At 41.5% G+C, this 13,958-nt stretch carries 19 protein-coding genes, 1 tRNA gene and 1 riboswitch; of the genes, 11 read left to right on the plus strand and 9 right to left on the minus strand.

Annotated elements, in window-relative coordinates:
* Positions 1 to 6 precede the first annotated feature (6 nt).
* Both fabI and NSQ52_RS05920 read left to right on the plus strand, forming a co-directional pair.
* Positions 7 to 783, plus strand: a complete 777-nt coding sequence (fabI, locus tag NSQ52_RS05915) for an enoyl-ACP reductase FabI (RefSeq protein ID WP_003211867.1) — start codon at positions 7 to 9, stop codon at positions 781 to 783.
* A 113-nt stretch (positions 784 to 896) separates the two neighbouring features.
* Positions 897 to 1,472, plus strand: coding sequence for a CotO family spore coat protein (locus NSQ52_RS05920; protein ID WP_274660967.1), 576 nt, complete (start codon positions 897 to 899; stop codon positions 1,470 to 1,472).
* A 37-nt stretch (positions 1,473 to 1,509) separates the two neighbouring features.
* Here the strand turns inward: NSQ52_RS05920 and NSQ52_RS05925 are convergent, their stop codons facing one another.
* The 5 genes from NSQ52_RS05925 to NSQ52_RS05945 all read right to left on the minus strand — a co-directional run bounded on the left by NSQ52_RS05925 (position 1,510) and on the right by NSQ52_RS05945 (position 4,142).
* Positions 1,510 to 1,953: a CotY/CotZ family spore coat protein gene (locus NSQ52_RS05925; protein WP_008348434.1), complete on the minus strand. Its 444-nt coding sequence runs from the start codon at positions 1,951 to 1,953 to the stop codon at positions 1,510 to 1,512.
* 209 nt (positions 1,954 to 2,162) lie between these two features.
* Positions 2,163 to 2,654, minus strand: a complete 492-nt coding sequence (locus NSQ52_RS05930; protein WP_144666782.1) for a CotY/CotZ family spore coat protein — start codon at positions 2,652 to 2,654, stop codon at positions 2,163 to 2,165.
* A 147-nt stretch (positions 2,655 to 2,801) separates the two neighbouring features.
* A complete protein-coding gene (locus tag NSQ52_RS05935; RefSeq protein ID WP_008348431.1) occupies positions 2,802 to 3,287 on the minus strand; it encodes a spore coat protein in 486 nt (161 codons plus the stop codon).
* An 88-nt stretch (positions 3,288 to 3,375) separates the two neighbouring features.
* Positions 3,376 to 3,711 (minus strand): hypothetical protein, encoded by a 336-nt coding sequence (locus tag NSQ52_RS05940; protein ID WP_035392394.1) that lies wholly within the window; start codon positions 3,709 to 3,711, stop codon positions 3,376 to 3,378.
* A 44-nt stretch (positions 3,712 to 3,755) separates the two neighbouring features.
* The gene (locus NSQ52_RS05945; protein WP_007498962.1) at positions 3,756 to 4,142 is read right to left on the minus strand and encodes a spore coat protein; all 387 of its coding nucleotides are present in this window, start codon (positions 4,140 to 4,142) and stop codon (positions 3,756 to 3,758) included.
* A gap of 177 nt (positions 4,143 to 4,319) precedes the next feature.
* Between NSQ52_RS05945 and NSQ52_RS05950 the strand changes: the two genes are divergently transcribed.
* From NSQ52_RS05950 to NSQ52_RS05970, 5 genes are all read left to right on the plus strand, one after another.
* A complete protein-coding gene (locus tag NSQ52_RS05950; RefSeq protein ID WP_035700339.1) occupies positions 4,320 to 4,670 on the plus strand; it encodes a DUF1360 domain-containing protein in 351 nt (116 codons plus the stop codon).
* Positions 4,671 to 4,741: 71 nt separating this feature from the next.
* On the plus strand, positions 4,742 to 4,870 hold the full coding sequence (locus NSQ52_RS05955; protein WP_008348422.1) for a hypothetical protein: 129 nt from the start codon (positions 4,742 to 4,744) through the stop codon (positions 4,868 to 4,870).
* A gap of 84 nt (positions 4,871 to 4,954) precedes the next feature.
* Positions 4,955 to 5,176, plus strand: a complete 222-nt coding sequence (locus NSQ52_RS05960) for a hypothetical protein (RefSeq protein ID WP_008348420.1) — start codon at positions 4,955 to 4,957, stop codon at positions 5,174 to 5,176.
* Positions 5,177 to 5,260: 84 nt separating this feature from the next.
* The gene (locus NSQ52_RS05965) at positions 5,261 to 5,398 is read left to right on the plus strand and encodes a YjcZ family sporulation protein (RefSeq protein WP_008348419.1); all 138 of its coding nucleotides are present in this window, start codon (positions 5,261 to 5,263) and stop codon (positions 5,396 to 5,398) included.
* A gap of 136 nt (positions 5,399 to 5,534) precedes the next feature.
* Positions 5,535 to 5,792, plus strand: coding sequence for a stage VI sporulation protein F (locus NSQ52_RS05970; RefSeq protein ID WP_008348417.1), 258 nt, complete (start codon positions 5,535 to 5,537; stop codon positions 5,790 to 5,792).
* A 16-nt stretch (positions 5,793 to 5,808) separates the two neighbouring features.
* On the opposite strand, the gene NSQ52_RS05975 is transcribed toward NSQ52_RS05970, so the two are convergent.
* Positions 5,809 to 8,118 (minus strand): ATP-dependent helicase, encoded by a 2,310-nt coding sequence (locus tag NSQ52_RS05975; RefSeq protein WP_144678914.1) that lies wholly within the window; start codon positions 8,116 to 8,118, stop codon positions 5,809 to 5,811.
* 126 nt (positions 8,119 to 8,244) lie between these two features.
* Between NSQ52_RS05975 and NSQ52_RS05980 the strand changes: the two genes are divergently transcribed.
* On the plus strand, positions 8,245 to 8,502 hold the full coding sequence (locus tag NSQ52_RS05980; protein WP_008348414.1) for a hypothetical protein: 258 nt from the start codon (positions 8,245 to 8,247) through the stop codon (positions 8,500 to 8,502).
* 83 nt (positions 8,503 to 8,585) lie between these two features.
* Here the strand turns inward: NSQ52_RS05980 and NSQ52_RS05985 are convergent, their stop codons facing one another.
* The 3 genes from NSQ52_RS05985 to NSQ52_RS05995 are packed head-to-tail and all read right to left on the minus strand — an operon-like array spanning position 8,586 to position 10,335.
* Positions 8,586 to 9,020, minus strand: a complete 435-nt coding sequence (locus tag NSQ52_RS05985; RefSeq protein WP_047945552.1) for a GNAT family N-acetyltransferase — start codon at positions 9,018 to 9,020, stop codon at positions 8,586 to 8,588.
* 6 nt (positions 9,021 to 9,026) lie between these two features.
* Positions 9,027 to 9,542 carry a YjcG family protein gene (locus NSQ52_RS05990; protein WP_024720139.1) on the minus strand — a complete coding sequence of 172 codons (516 nt, stop codon included), beginning with the start codon at positions 9,540 to 9,542 and terminating at the stop codon, positions 9,027 to 9,029.
* A gap of 52 nt (positions 9,543 to 9,594) precedes the next feature.
* Positions 9,595 to 10,335 carry an esterase family protein gene (locus tag NSQ52_RS05995; RefSeq protein ID WP_019743058.1) on the minus strand — a complete coding sequence of 247 codons (741 nt, stop codon included), beginning with the start codon at positions 10,333 to 10,335 and terminating at the stop codon, positions 9,595 to 9,597.
* Positions 10,336 to 10,555: 220 nt separating this feature from the next.
* Positions 10,556 to 10,677: riboswitch (SAM riboswitch) on the plus strand.
* A 79-nt stretch (positions 10,678 to 10,756) separates the two neighbouring features.
* Here NSQ52_RS05995 and NSQ52_RS06000 point away from each other — a divergent pair.
* From NSQ52_RS06000 to NSQ52_RS06010, 3 genes are all read left to right on the plus strand, one after another.
* On the plus strand, positions 10,757 to 11,875 hold the full coding sequence (locus NSQ52_RS06000; RefSeq protein ID WP_144678913.1) for a methionine biosynthesis PLP-dependent protein: 1,119 nt from the start codon (positions 10,757 to 10,759) through the stop codon (positions 11,873 to 11,875).
* Positions 11,872 to 13,050 (plus strand): cystathionine beta-lyase, encoded by a 1,179-nt coding sequence (metC, locus tag NSQ52_RS06005; protein WP_144678912.1) that lies wholly within the window; start codon positions 11,872 to 11,874, stop codon positions 13,048 to 13,050. Before NSQ52_RS06000 ends, metC begins: the two co-directional genes overlap by 4 nt.
* A 128-nt stretch (positions 13,051 to 13,178) precedes the next feature.
* Positions 13,179 to 13,251, plus strand: a tRNA-Val gene (locus NSQ52_RS06010).
* Positions 13,252 to 13,958: the final 707 nt, after the last annotated feature.

Here is a 13,958-nt window from a genome sequence, read left to right on the forward strand (position 1 = left end):
ATACATATGAATTTTTCTTTAGAAGGCCGTAATATTGTGGTGATGGGTGTTGCCAATAAACGAAGCATCGCTTGGGGAATTGCTCGTTCACTTCACGAAGCAGGAGCTCGTTTGATTTTTACTTATGTTGGAGATCGTCTGGCAGAATCAGTGAAAGAGCTAGCAAGCACGCTAGAGCGTGATGATTCCATTATTCTTCCTTGTGATGTGACAAGTGATGAAGAAATCGAAAAATGTTTTGCAACGATTAAAGAAAAAGTACAAGTCATCCATGGTGTTGCACATGCGATTGCATTTGCGAACAAAGAAGAGCTTGTCGGTGAATATTTGAACACGAACCGTGAAGGTTTCCTTTTAGCGCACAACATTAGTGCCTATTCACTAACAGCTGTAGCAAAAGCAGCACGTCCGCTCATGACAGAAGGCGGAAGCATTGTCACACTTACTTACCTAGGCGGAGAGCGCGTTGTCTCTAACTACAATGTCATGGGTGTAGCAAAAGCAGCCCTTGAAGCAAGTGTGAAATACTTAGCAGCTGATCTTGGAGCGGAAGGCATCCGTGTGAACAGCATTTCTGCTGGTCCAATTCGTACGTTATCTGCAAAAGGAATCAGCGGCTTTAATACGATCCTGAAGGATATTGAAGAGCGTGCACCGCTTCGCCGTACAACGACTCCTGAAGAAGTTGGCGATACAGCACTATTCTTATTCAGTGATTTATCGCGCGGCATGACAGGTGAGAATCTTCATGTTGATTCTGGCTTCCATATCATTGCCCGCTAAACGAATAAATGATTTGCAGCATACCAATCACTGGTATGCTGTTTTTTATTTTTCTTCTGATTTGGGGTGTCCTCTCATATATATAAGGAATGAATCATTCGGGAGGGATTAGTATGTCAAATAAAGGTGATGAGAATCAAAAGCCGCTTATGTATATTGTTCAGCCGAGCTATGATGAATCAGCGCCGGCCATGCAAAATATTGTGAGAAAGCGCAAGAAGTCAGAAAAACCTTCAGAAACCAAAAAAAGCGACAAAGAGCATGCAATCGAAGAGAGCGTGCAAGAACCTGTATCACAGGAAGTAAAGCAGAAAAAAGAAGAGCCGCCTACGCTACAGCAAGAGCGGGAGATCAATCAAGAAAAAGATAATTCACAAAATCGAGAGCCAGTACAAGAACAAGAAAAACAGCCAGAAGGCGTATTTCATGAAACAAAAGAAGAACCAAGAAGAAAACGAGTGAAGAAGCCGTTAAGCCAAATGAATATCGAGGAGAAAGTCGATTTTCTTACAAGTCTGCCGCATAATATGCCGAGAGCGCTTTGCCTCATCGAAGCCGATGGAAAAACATACAGAGGAATCATCATGGAGAGAAAAGACAATATGGTCGTCATCCGCACAGCAGGCGGCGGTAATCCAGTGGAATTAGCGATTGGTGATATTTCTTCTATTCATCCACTTGGTTTTTAATGAACATAAAAAAAGTCCCATAACGGGACTTTTTTTGTTAGCAGCTACGGTTGATGAGTCTTGGATTTAAGCACTCGATTGCGCAGAAGCAGTCAAGGTCTACTTCAATGCAATATTTTGATTTTTCTAAACGGAACACATCACATACGGAATCTTTATCTGTAAAATCTAAAATATGACGATCTTTGTCAAATGCAATAAGCAAGCTGAGTGTTGCGCAGTGATCAGAGATGTGTTCGACTCTGAAAAATGCAGTGCTGAAGCAAGGGCCAGCATCTACTTCTCCGACGTTTCCGAATGCGACGAATGGTTTTGATTTTGAGGTAAATAGAACAAACGGGACAGTGTCACCTAATGAATGTGATGGAGAAAGGAGATTGCTGTAACAGCTGGTCGGGCAATCCTCTTCGACGGCATTTTGTAAGTCGTTTATGTTTTCAACAGCCTCTGCTACACAGTTCCATGAATGTTTGCGGCTCATATTCAACCCTCCTATACAAGGAAATTTGTTTGAGTGTTTGAGCACTGTCATCATCTATAAGCTTTATTACGTGTCTCGCCGGTTGATGCATCTAATGTCAATCAATGCGGAAGCGGCCGCCTTTTGCTGACTGCTCCGCATGATTGGTTGTCATTCGTGAGGAAGGGGATGCTTTGACTTATGACAAGTTAGATGAGCGGGCGATTGGTTTAGCCGTGGTGATGATGCTTTTTATCTTTTGTTGGCAGGACTCTGTCGACAAGTTCTGGATTTAAACATTGGATCGCGCAGAAACAGTTCAAATCAACTTCGATACAAAAGTCCGCTTTTTCTAAACCAAAGAAGTCAGGATCGCAAGGGTGACAAACGCTTAGCGTATGTCCGTGTACATCAACAGGTCTTAATACAGATAATGTGGCACAGCAGTCATGCAATTTTTCAACCCGGAAGAAAATGGATTCGAAGCATTGGCAATCGTCAACAAATCCTCCAATGTTTCCGAAAGTAGAGAACAATCCGCCCTTTTTATCAAAAAGTAAAAACGGAATCGTATCTTTTCCAGAAACTGTCGGGCTTAATAAATTACTGTAGCAGCTCGTAGGACATTTATCTTCTACAGCTTCCTGCTCTGCTAAAATCTTATCAACCGCATCGCATACACAGTTTTCATCATGTCGGCCATGGTGTTTTCCGCAGCTCATGGATTTCAGCTCCTTTAACAAGGTATTTGACTTTAGTCCTTAACAACATATGTATGCGCCCTCTAGTTGGTGTGGGTAAATGACTATTTATCTTTGTTGTATTTTTAGAAAAAGGAAAAGCAGAGCTTTTCGCTCTGCTTTTGTACATTAGAGGATACCAATTGCAACGATCGTCGCAACAAGTGTCTGTGTAAGCGTTTGGATGGCAATAGAGATGTCTGCATCGATTGTAGAAACTGTAACGTTTCTAGAGTTTTCGATAACAAGTTTCTGGCGATTTGTTTGTTTGTGGCTAGCTGCTTGCAATAGATCTTGCGTGACGCGGTCAGCTAGGTCACCATCAGCGATTGAGATGTTTGTAATGGTGATGATCGCTGTTTGAACAGCTGCTTGGATAGATGCTGCAACCTGTGCATCAACAGAAGAGACGTTAATGTCACAAGAATCTCTAACGATAATGACTTCCTCAGATGTCTGCTTTGTTACACTCACTTGATCAAAGTCTTGTAAAACATCTTCATCATCATAATAGTGGCCGTCACAAACTGCTTTTCTTTCGTAGTTATGATGGTAATCGCCGTGGTGTGTACAGTTGCGATCTAGAGCGACCCAAGAGTATGGTTTAGAATCCATTTCTTTTCCTCCTTCCGTTTACTTTATTAAATGCTGGAATGATTGGTTTTGTCTCGGGCATTTATCCTAGCAGGCAACCCATTTTTATTTAATCGTTATTTTGCTGCGCTTGACGACGCTGCTGGATACGTTCTCGAAGTGAATTTCGTTTAGGGCGCACTTGTGGTTCAGGCTCGACCTCTTCTGCATGTTTTGCTGCCTCTGCCTGACGCTTTTTCTCCTGCTGCTGCTGTACGAAATCATCTGCTTTCTTTTGTAAATCCTGAACCAGCTTCAAAATCATCCTTCTTTGATCTTCTGAAAGGTTTGCTTTCTGATCATCTGTGACATTATTTTTGTTTAAAATATCACTCACAAGAAGGCTTGTTAATGGATCAACATCAGTGTTGATTTGAAACTCCTTTTTTTCGTTCTCTTCAGCCACGATTATTTCACCTCTTTCATACATGATGTTAGAAAAAGAAAGGGTCAAAGAATGCCGGCTTCAACTAAAAGTACATTCAGTGTTTGAGTGAGAATTTGTACGGAGTTCATAATGGATGCATCAGATAATGTAATCGTGACGTTATAACAATTGATGATTTGAATCACGGTTTTCTTTTGAACTGTCACTTGTTGTGCAGCTAAAAGCTGTTCTGTGATGTCTGCAGCCAATTCATCATCTGGTACAAGAATTTGAATTAAAAGAGTAATGATTGTCGTTACGGTCGCTTGAAGGGAGAGTGCGGCTGTTACATCTGTTTTATGAATCGTGACATTTTCGGAATCCTTGATCTCGATGAAATCATCATAATTGCTGATTAATTCGTTCAACAGTTGTGTGTATAATAAATCAGCACTTTCTTCAATAGACAATACTTTCACTCCTTTCTTATCTATACATTATTTAATGCAGCAGAGGCTCAAGGTGGAATCGGAAAGCATGAAAAAGTACAACCCAATTTTATTTGCACCCGATTCATCATGGCGGTCTTTCTTTTTGCATATATAAAGAAAGGACGGAAAAAGAAGAATGAAGGAGGTGGAGGTTCCATGAGCGGCGCTTTGTCATTTGCTATATTTGCCCTCGCATCCTTTAGGCTGACGAGATTGATCGTGTTTGATACGATTACAGCCCCCTTTCGCCGTCTATTTCATGAAGAGCAAGAAGAGGTAAACGAACAAGGTGAAGTCGAGACCTATATCGTCATTAAGGGGAAGGGACTGCGATCTTGGATAGGAGAGCTGTTAAGCTGTTATTGGTGTACGGGTATGTGGTGCACTGCTGCTTTACTACTGATATACATATTTTTTCCTGTCATCAGCATGTGGCTTAATTTACTATTAGCGATTGCCGCAGCAGCAGGCTTGATTGAAGCAGTCGTGTCGAAGCTTGTGAAATAAACAGGCATTCTGATCAGACACGCTTAAAGAAAATGCATATACTAACATGGAATAGGAAAGGAAGGGTTGCGATGAAACCAACTGAAACACCGTCACATATGCTTCAAGGGTATCCAGCGCAGTCAAATCAACAATCTGTATATACGAAGAAAATCAAGAAGACTGGCTGCGGCTGCGGGAAGAAAAAGAAACCTCAATAGGGAAAAACAAAAGCCGGATTTATCCGGTTTTTTTGTTGCCCTTTTTTTGGGTGATGCATATGTAAGAGAGAAGGGGTGACCAGAATGGATGCATTCGAACAATTAATCGGTTCCTTGTTCACTAAACCCCATGATGGGAAAGAGCAAGCGCACGAAAAAGCTGAAATGGATCTAGCGAATAAAGCGAAGGATCTTGAAGAGCACTTAAAAGCATTTGGCGAGAAAATGGATACTTTTGCGAAAGAAACAGAAGCATTCATGATCCGTCATGGAGAGGCAGATTACGTCTTTAAACAGCAGAAATAAAAATTCCGCACTTTTTTATGTGATCGTCCAAACCATTTCATGTATTTTTCATATTTTGTAAGGGAGAAGAGGAGGTGCTTAAATATGAGTTGTTACGGTTACGGTGGCGGTTATTGCGGAGGTTATGGCGGCGGCTACGGCGGCGGTTATGGTTCAACTTTTGTTCTTGTCGTCGTGCTTTTCATTCTTCTAATCATCGTTGGTGCTTCTTTCTTTAACTAAACAGTAAGAAGGTGAGGGAAGCAATAGGGAAGCCTTTTGCTTTCCTTTCTCTTTGCTAACAAGGCAGCAGGATAGGCACATATCTCGCCTATTTTCATATAGTAAGGTGATTACTCCACAAAGAGGAGGCAAAGGAATGGATAATAAGTTCTTTAAAAGTGTGGAAAATAAAACAGGTGTAAATATGAATGATGTCTTTAAGCTTGCAGGTTCTTTGCAAAACGCGAACTTTAAAGATGAGAATACCGTTCGAGGTGTCATTAAAAAAGTGGCGCAGCTTGCAAACAAACGTGTACCTAAAGAAATGGAAGACAAAATCGTTCAATCGATTACAAGTGGAAAAGAAAAGCTTGATTTTAATACAATCGCTAAAATGATGAACAACAAAAAATAAACAACAGGCTCTCCATTTAAAGGGGGGCCTGTTGTTTTTGGGTAAAACCTTCACGATGTTTCTTTAAAAGAGGGTACAAAAAGCGGGAACGATGAGCAGTTTTTCCTCTTCTATATGATGGAACGGATAGATAAAGGGATTGTTCTGCTCTCGTCATGGCAACGTATAATAAGCGCCGCTCCTCTTCAATGGCTTCTTCATCACCGCTTCTCAGCTCATCAAGTGCAAAGTCATGAGGGAGCGCCCCATCAACCACGCTCGTGATGTACACTGTTTGGAATTCTAGTCCCTTCGCACGGTGGATCGTCATGAGCTGAACGCCTGGTTCATCTGATTTTTCCTTTTCAGCAGATTTCATATGTTCGGCATGAGCGAGGAAGGCTTCAATTGTTTCAAAACGTTTCGCCGCTGTTTTCACATCTCGTACATCATCTGTTCCTTTTTCAAGCACATTCGTATCATTCACACGTTTTTTTAAATAATCACCAAGTCCCATCCTTTGTTCAATAAACGCTACAGCTTCAGATGGCTTTAACGATTTTAACGTTCGAAACAGGGGAACGATCGATTGCAGTTTTTTGCGCTGAAACGGCTGAATGTCTGTTAGCTTTCCAAGTGCCTCTACCATAGAACAATCTTCTGTAATGGTCAGCGCCTTCAGGGTATTCAGTGTTTGCTGCTTTAAAAAGAAAACGGGCAGCAGCAGCTTCATTGCGGCGACATCATCTGCATCCTGACTTAGCGAAAGAAAAGCGAGCAGCACCCGAACAATTCTTCTGCTATAAAAGGCTTTTACACCAGCATCGGTTTGATACGGAATCGCCGATTGATGAAGACGTTCATAAATCGCGCGGCCTCCTGTATTCGTTCTAAACAGCACGCAAAAGTCATTCGGTTTTGCACCGTTTTTAATTTTCTCCTGAATATCTGCTACGATCATGGTCGCTTCCTCTTCCTCGTCATATGGATAAAAAAGAGTCGGCGGAATTTTCTCCACGCGAACGGCTTTTAACGTTTTCTCGTAACGATGCTGGTTCTTCTTAATAATGGCGTCTGCACTTGCGACAATCGTATGATGAGAGCGGTAATTTGCATGTAAATGGACGATCTCGGCCGAAGGATAGTCCTGTTTGAAGTCAAGAATAAAAGCAGGATTGCTTCCTCTAAATGCATAGATGGCTTGATCATCATCGCCTACACAAAATAGCTGCTCGGATTCTCCAGCTAAAAGCTGGATTAATTGATATTGTACGGGATTAATATCTTGAAATTCATCTACTAAAATATACTTGAATCGTTCTTGATATTGTTTGAGCAATTCAGGCTGCTTATTCAGCATGTGTAAACAGGCAATCGCCATGTCATCAAAGTCAAATTGTTGATTTTCACGCTTTTGCTGTTCGTATGACTGATAGATTGCCCACATTTGCTTTTCCTTTTCATCTTTCAGCTCAGGAAGTTCGTTTGGTAAAAAAGCATTTTTCCAATAGCCGATTGATTGCAGCACTTGATCGGTTGGATAGTCTTTTTCATCAAGTCCTTCATTCATGATCGCTTTGCGAATATACTGCTCTTTTTGCCAGTCGAATTTAATCAAATGCTGTCCGTTCCATTTACCCCGATCATCGTGAAGCAGCATTTTATAAAATAGACTGTGGAATGTGCCTGTCACAACTTGGCTCGCCTGTGAAGGATGAAGCTGATACTGCATACGCAGTCTTTCTTTCATTTCACTGCTTGCTTTTGTGGTGAAGGTCACGAGCAGGATATGGTGAGCAGGGATTTGATGGTATGACATCAGATAAGCAGCTCTTGCTGTCAGTACCCTTGTTTTCCCGCTGCCGGCGCCAGCTAGCACAAGCATCGGACCGTCTTTGTGTGTGACTGCTTGAAGCTGTGGTGCGCTAAAGGTGATGTGTGGAAAGAGGTCAATGGTATGCACTTCTTCATTCTTTTCTAAATGAAAGGTTTCGCCAAATTGAATGGACCGTGGTTCCTGCCAGTCATCCGAATCTTCTGTTTGTGAGATGATCTGTTTGCCGGTTGGAAAGCGAAAGCCGCCAAGTTCTTTGTAGGATGCATCTTCCTCTCGTTCAGCCGGTTTCTTTTCCTCTTGTTGTTCTCTTTTTTCGCAAATCTCTTGCTGAGATATTTGCTTATGGATAAAGGCAGGTTCTTCATGTATATTTAATCTAAAAAAGACGGGTTGTCCGCAATATGGGCAAGATAAATGCCCTTTTTTCCCCTCATCATGGAGGAATTGATAGTGTTCTCTCGAATATGTATGTAATGAGATCGTTCGATCATGTCGTCGTGCGCATTTCAAAGCTAGTCCTCCAATAGTCAATCAATCTTAAAAAGAAACACATCTAATCATATCAAATGAGGCGTGTTTCAAACAGTCATAATTAGGGAATAGTAGAATAGAAGAGAAGCAAAGGAGGCGTTCTTGATGGGATATATAGCCCCGATTCAGCCGGATCTGTATTTTCAATATATCAATCGTCCTGCTCCTCAGGATAAAGAAGACTATGCGAAAGTGACGAAGGTCACCCGCACCTTTCATGACAAGGTATACAGAGAGCTGGAGAAAAAAGAGGACTTAGTGACAGAAGCGGAAACGAAAGTACAGCAAAAAAAGCGGGAACGCTTTGTACGAGATATGTTTATGGAAGAAGGTAAGGGCGTTCATATCAATACTTACGTCTAAATGACTGCGCTTTCTTCCTGAGCGAACGAGATGGAATCAATAAAAAGCCAGAGCATCCATGATGCCCTGGCTTTTTATTTTCGTTAAACGGATAGTGTTTTTGTCATTTTGACATGTGTAATCCCTGCTTCTTCAAACGGTTCTGAAATGGCTTTGTAGCCTTTCTTTTCGTAGAAAGGAAGAGCTTGGACTTGTGCATGCATGACAGCTTCTTTCGCTCCGTTTGCCATCGCTTCAGACTCAAGTGCTTCTAAAAGCTGGTGGCCAAGACCGAAAGAGCGCGCCTCTTTTAATACACAAATTCGTTCAAGCTTTGCTTTATGACCTTCAATTATGCGCAGTCTAGCAGCAGCTTGTGGTTTGTTGTCATCATTATAAATGACAAAGTGAATGGCTTCGTCCTCAAGTTCATCAATTTCGATCTCTAACGGGACTTCTTGTTCTTTTACGAAAACTTCTTTTCGAACATAATAAGCATCTTCTCGTTGTGTTTGTTCTTTTACGATGACTGTATTCAAATGTCTTTAACCCTCTTCTCCTAAGATAAATGTTTCATAAACGGTCCAAGAACCGTTCTCTAATTGATATAAAAGGTGGAAGCGGTCAACCGTTTCCTCGTGGTCAATTTTTCTCAGCTTCAATGTGCCTAGAACGTCTGAATGCTCATCGTCTGATAACTTTTGAGCCACTGTCACATGCGGGACAAATGCATATTCAGGTGTACCAGCAAGCGGATCAGTGTACAACTTCTCATTAAGAGTCATTAATTCTTCGTTCGGTTCTACTTTCATATAAATCACGTTGTTTACAGGAGCGAATGAACTGAATTTTTTAATACGTAACGTAATAGGAGAAGCATTTTTTGCGTACTCTCGCAAGGTGGAGACGACCTCAGCTGCTTCTAGATCCGTTAATTCAAAAGGTGTTCTTAATGTTAAATGAGGTGGTATGAGTGCATAGTTCGGATCATAACGTTTCCGATAAGAGTTCGCAATGTCTTGCAATTTTTTTGATGGAAATAAAACAACTCCGTATTTCATCATGTTCCCTCCTGATTAAGAAAGTATTTATTATTTTTTATTATAACAAAATTCAGTTGATTAACGAATATGGGAGCATTCTTTTTAACGAAGGTGAAATGAGCGGCTGCCAAAACGTCCATTTATGATCGCCTTCGAATGTCTCAAATAAATAATCCGCACCGGACTTCTCCAAAAGGACCTTTAATTCTTCGTTCGGCTGAATAAAGTCTAGCACTTGCCCATCTGTCGTTTTCACAGCTGTTTCTTCTAACCCGATTTGATGGATAATGGCATAATGAGCAAGGGATGATGACTGTTTGACTGCTTGCAGAACCGACTCATCCACGTAAGGAGACTGCAAAATCAGTCCGCCAAATAACGAAGGATAATCAATGGCTGTCATAAGTGAGATCGTAGCACCTAATGAATCACCAATAAATGTACGACCTGATCCAACTTGATACGTTGGATAGTGTTCATCAATATACGGAACTAGTTCATTTGCCAAAAAGCGTTTATACGCCTCGAACTTTGGTCCGTCTGGATGATACGTATTTCGTCTTTCAGTAACATTTTCATATGGGACACCAATGATAATCGAGCGTTCCATTTCTTTGTTTTGCATTAATTCTTCCGCTTGTCTGCCTATTTTACCTAGACGGAAATAATCATGACCATCTTGTGCAATGATGACATGATATGTATAAAGGGGGGAGTAATTGACTGGCAAATAAATCAAAATGGTCATATCTGCCCCAAGTTCTTTTGACTGTAAGGTTTCTTCTTGAATGATGCCTGTTTTCTTCACCATAAACCATTCCTCCAGCTAACCAAATTCATCATAAGTGAAACGTTTCCATTCATTGTAACACGAAAAACAGCGTTGTTCCTATATGCTAACATGCAATCAAATTGGCTAACATTCAATCTGCTACAAAATACAGAAAATTTTAATTAATCGTTACATTTCCCCTTGAAAAATGAGGTTTAATGCGTTACAGTATTAAGAATTAGAACAGACAGACAACACATTCTTATCGTGAGAGGTGGAGGGACTGGCCCTTTGAAACCTCAGCAACCGGTATGCATCACTTCATGTGATGTACCAAGGTGCTAAATCCAGCAAGCAGCTTTTTTGCTTGGAAGATAAGAGGAAGCGATTAAACCCCTTCTTCTTATGAAGAAGGGGTTTTTCTGTTTTGAAATTAGATTTTTACTTAGGATGGTGTCAAATGACAGAACATGTGGAAACGAAGTTAGCGCAAATTGGAAACCGCAGCGAAGAGGTGACTGGTACTGTCAGTCCTCCCATTTATCTTTCAACAGCTTACAGACATAGAGGCATTGGGGAATCAACAGGATTTGATTATATTCGGACGAAAAACCCAACAAGGCAGCTTGTAGAAGATGCAATTGCTTCACTCGAAGAAGGAACGGCCGGTTTTGCCTTCAGTTCGGGAATGGCTGCCATCCAAACGATCATGGCGCTGTTTGAGAGCGGGGATGAACTCATTGTTTCATCAGATTTATATGGCGGTACATACCGTCTATTTGAAAACGAATGGAAAAAGTACGGACTGCGCTTTGTTTATGATGATTTTTCAGATGAAGACTGTTTACGCTCTAAAATGACGCCAAATACAAAAGCCGTCTTTATTGAAACGCCAACAAACCCACTCATGCAGGAAGCGGATATTCAAAAGGTTGCGAAAATCGCAAAAGAACACGGTGCATTGGTCATTGTGGATAACACCTTTTATACGCCCGTCTTGCAAAAACCGATTACACTCGGAGCGGACATTGTCATTCATAGTGCCACCAAATATTTAGGCGGACATAACGATGTTCTTGCCGGACTTGTCGTCACAAAAGGAGAGAAGCTATCGGAAGACATGTTCCAGCATCAAAACGCCATTGGGGCGGTTTTATCTCCATTTGACTCATGGCTTTTAATGAGAGGAATGAAAACATTGGCGCTGAGAATGCGCCAGCACGAAGCAAATGCGAAGGAATTAGCTGATTTTCTAAAGCAGCAGCCTGAAATTCAAGATGTCCTTTACCCAGGCAAGGGAGGCATGCTGTCATTCCGAGTAGCCAAAGAGGACTGGGTCAATCCATTTTTGAAGCAGCTGAAAACGATTTGTTTTGCTGAAAGCCTTGGCGGAGTTGAAAGCTTCATTACGTATCCTGCAACGCAAACCCATATGGACATCCCAGAAGAGATTCGCATCGAAAACGGTGTGTGTAACAAATTGCTCCGTTTCTCAGTCGGGATTGAGCATGTGGAGGACCTAAAAGCAGACCTGAAACAGGCACTATCAAATGTGAAAGAGGAGGTACACACGAAATGACCACACACGATTGGACACTAGAAACACAACTCGTTCATAATGCGTTTAAAACAGACCGTTCAACAGGTGCAGTCAGTGTACCGATTCAACATGCATCGACGTTTCATCAAAGCAGCTTCGATGAATTTGGCCAATATGACTACTCCAGATCGGGAACTCCGACACGTCAAGCATTAGAGGATACGATTGCAGCGCTGGAAGGAGGAACGAGAGGGCTTGCCTTTGCGTCAGGTATGGCAGCCATTTCAACTGCTTTTCTTCTATTATCAAAAGGAGATCATGTCCTTGTCACAAGAGATGTGTACGGCGGGACTTTCCGAATGATCACCCAAGTGCTTTCAAGATTTGGGATTGAGCATACCTTTGTGGACATGACCAATTTGAATGAAGTGAAACAAGGCATTCAATCAAATACAAAAGTCATTTACATGGAAACACCGTCAAACCCTACACTCGGTATTACGGATATTGAAGGTGTCGTACAGATTGCGAAAGAACATGACTGTCTGACTTTCTTAGATAATACGTTTTTAACGCCTGCGCTTCAACGTCCGCTGGACCTTGGTGTTGATGTTGTGCTGCACAGCGCAACGAAATTTTTAAGCGGCCACAGTGATGTACTGTCAGGCTTAGCCGTGGTGAAAGATGAGAAGCTAGGAGACGAACTTTATTCGCTGCAAAACTCCTTCGGGGCGGTGCTTGGCGTACAGGATTGCTGGCTTGTGCTTAGAGGATTAAAGACCCTTCAAGTCAGATTAGAAAAAGCCAGTCAAACCGCATTAGAACTGGCTTCATTCCTCAAAGAACATCCTGCGGTCAAAAAAGTATATTACCCAGGATTAGATGATCACCCAGGGGCAGACATTCAGCGGAAACAGGCGAGCGGTGCAGGTGCTGTTCTTTCATTTGAACTAGAAAACCAAGCGGCTGTCAAAGAATTGATCGATGGCGTCACATTACCTGTATTCGCCGTCAGCCTCGGAGCAGTCGAATCCATTCTTTCCTATCCGGCCAAAATGTCCCATGCCGCTATGCCAAAAGAAGAAAGAGAAAAAAGAGGCATTACGGATGGTTTACTTCGATTAAGTGTGGGCGTAGAAAACGGAGAAGACCTCAAAAGGGACTTCAAACAAGCACTAGATCAACTAAAGCCCGTCCTTGTGAACCAATCATAAAAGTCAGTGAAAAGCCGGTATGGATACCGGCTTTGTGCCTTTTTTGAACAAAACCATTGACGACTGATCATGATGGTTATATAATAGAGACTGTCAGTAACAGAAAGCCCAGAACTGATACATAACCCGATTCCGTAGCTCAGCTGGGAGAGCGCTACCTTGACAGGGTAGAGGTCGCTGGTTCGAGCCCAGTCGGAATCATCGTTGAAACCCTTGCCTAGCAAGGGTTTTTTGTTTTTCTGATAACGAATATTCGTTCTGTTTCTTTTGATTAGGGACGAACTTTATCCACCAGATTGTTTCTCAGTATCTTTAGGATCAAAACGATTAAAGTGTTCTGCAGTGTTTTAAGGGTTAATTTCTAATAATTCGCGAGCTTCTTCTTCTGTAATTTCTCCATCTCGAGAAGCGATTAATGTTTCGAGATCTTTTTAATATTCGACTTGTTGTTTCTACCTTTGGGAAGAACATCAATCGAGACATCTAAAATGTTCGATATAGCTATTAACGTATTATGGTCTGGTTCTCTTTTCCCTAATTCATAGGCTGTATATGCTGAGATACCAAGTTTATTTCCATATATTGTTATTTTAGCTATTTCTCTTTTCTATTTGTTGTTGCCTACCCTTTAATAAATACATTCTAACGTAACGTTTAGTTACATATAAGCGCATGTAACAAAAAGAAACGTTTTTTCTCAAAGTGGTTGATCTTTTAACAAACGGTGGAAACATAAGCATAATGGGGGAAAGAAGTAAACGGACTAATACCAACTTTTCAATGTTAATATTCTTAGATGGGAACAAACAAAAGGTAAAATTAGACCATTTGGAACTCATCAACAGACAGTAATTATCAAGGTTGAATTAAAATCTTGAAATCACTAACATAGGCATAGTGATGGCGGC

It is taken from the genome of Bacillus sp. FSL W8-1141 (genome assembly GCF_038593205.1).
Lineage (GTDB): Bacteria > Bacillota > Bacilli > Bacillales > Bacillaceae > Bacillus > Bacillus altitudinis.

Bases quoted from the DNA above. Each gene is read 5' to 3' on its own strand.
- NSQ52_RS06000 (WP_144678913.1), top strand. From the start codon at position 10,757: ATGACAGAACATGTGGAAACGAAGTTAGCGCAAATTGGAAACCGCAGC.
- NSQ52_RS05920 (WP_274660967.1), top strand. From the start codon at position 897: ATGTCAAATAAAGGTGATGAGAATCAAAAGCCGCTTATGTATATTGTT.
- metC (WP_144678912.1), top strand. From the start codon at position 11,872: ATGACCACACACGATTGGACACTAGAAACACAACTCGTTCATAATGCG.
- NSQ52_RS05935 (WP_008348431.1), bottom strand. From the start codon at position 3,287: ATGGATTCTAAACCATACTCTTGGGTCGCTCTAGATCGCAACTGTACA.
- NSQ52_RS05970 (WP_008348417.1), top strand. From the start codon at position 5,535: ATGGATAATAAGTTCTTTAAAAGTGTGGAAAATAAAACAGGTGTAAAT.
- NSQ52_RS05990 (WP_024720139.1), bottom strand. From the start codon at position 9,542: ATGAAATACGGAGTTGTTTTATTTCCATCAAAAAAATTGCAAGACATT.
- fabI (WP_003211867.1), top strand. From the start codon at position 7: ATGAATTTTTCTTTAGAAGGCCGTAATATTGTGGTGATGGGTGTTGCC.
- NSQ52_RS05960 (WP_008348420.1), top strand. From the start codon at position 4,955: ATGGATGCATTCGAACAATTAATCGGTTCCTTGTTCACTAAACCCCAT.
- NSQ52_RS05965 (WP_008348419.1), top strand. From the start codon at position 5,261: ATGAGTTGTTACGGTTACGGTGGCGGTTATTGCGGAGGTTATGGCGGC.
- NSQ52_RS05995 (WP_019743058.1), bottom strand. From the start codon at position 10,335: ATGGTGAAGAAAACAGGCATCATTCAAGAAGAAACCTTACAGTCAAAA.
- NSQ52_RS05925 (WP_008348434.1), bottom strand. From the start codon at position 1,953: ATGAGCCGCAAACATTCATGGAACTGTGTAGCAGAGGCTGTTGAAAAC.
- NSQ52_RS05950 (WP_035700339.1), top strand. From the start codon at position 4,320: ATGAGCGGCGCTTTGTCATTTGCTATATTTGCCCTCGCATCCTTTAGG.
- NSQ52_RS05980 (WP_008348414.1), top strand. From the start codon at position 8,245: ATGGGATATATAGCCCCGATTCAGCCGGATCTGTATTTTCAATATATC.
- NSQ52_RS05930 (WP_144666782.1), bottom strand. From the start codon at position 2,654: ATGAGCTGCGGAAAACACCATGGCCGACATGATGAAAACTGTGTATGC.
- NSQ52_RS05955 (WP_008348422.1), top strand. From the start codon at position 4,742: ATGAAACCAACTGAAACACCGTCACATATGCTTCAAGGGTATCCAGCG.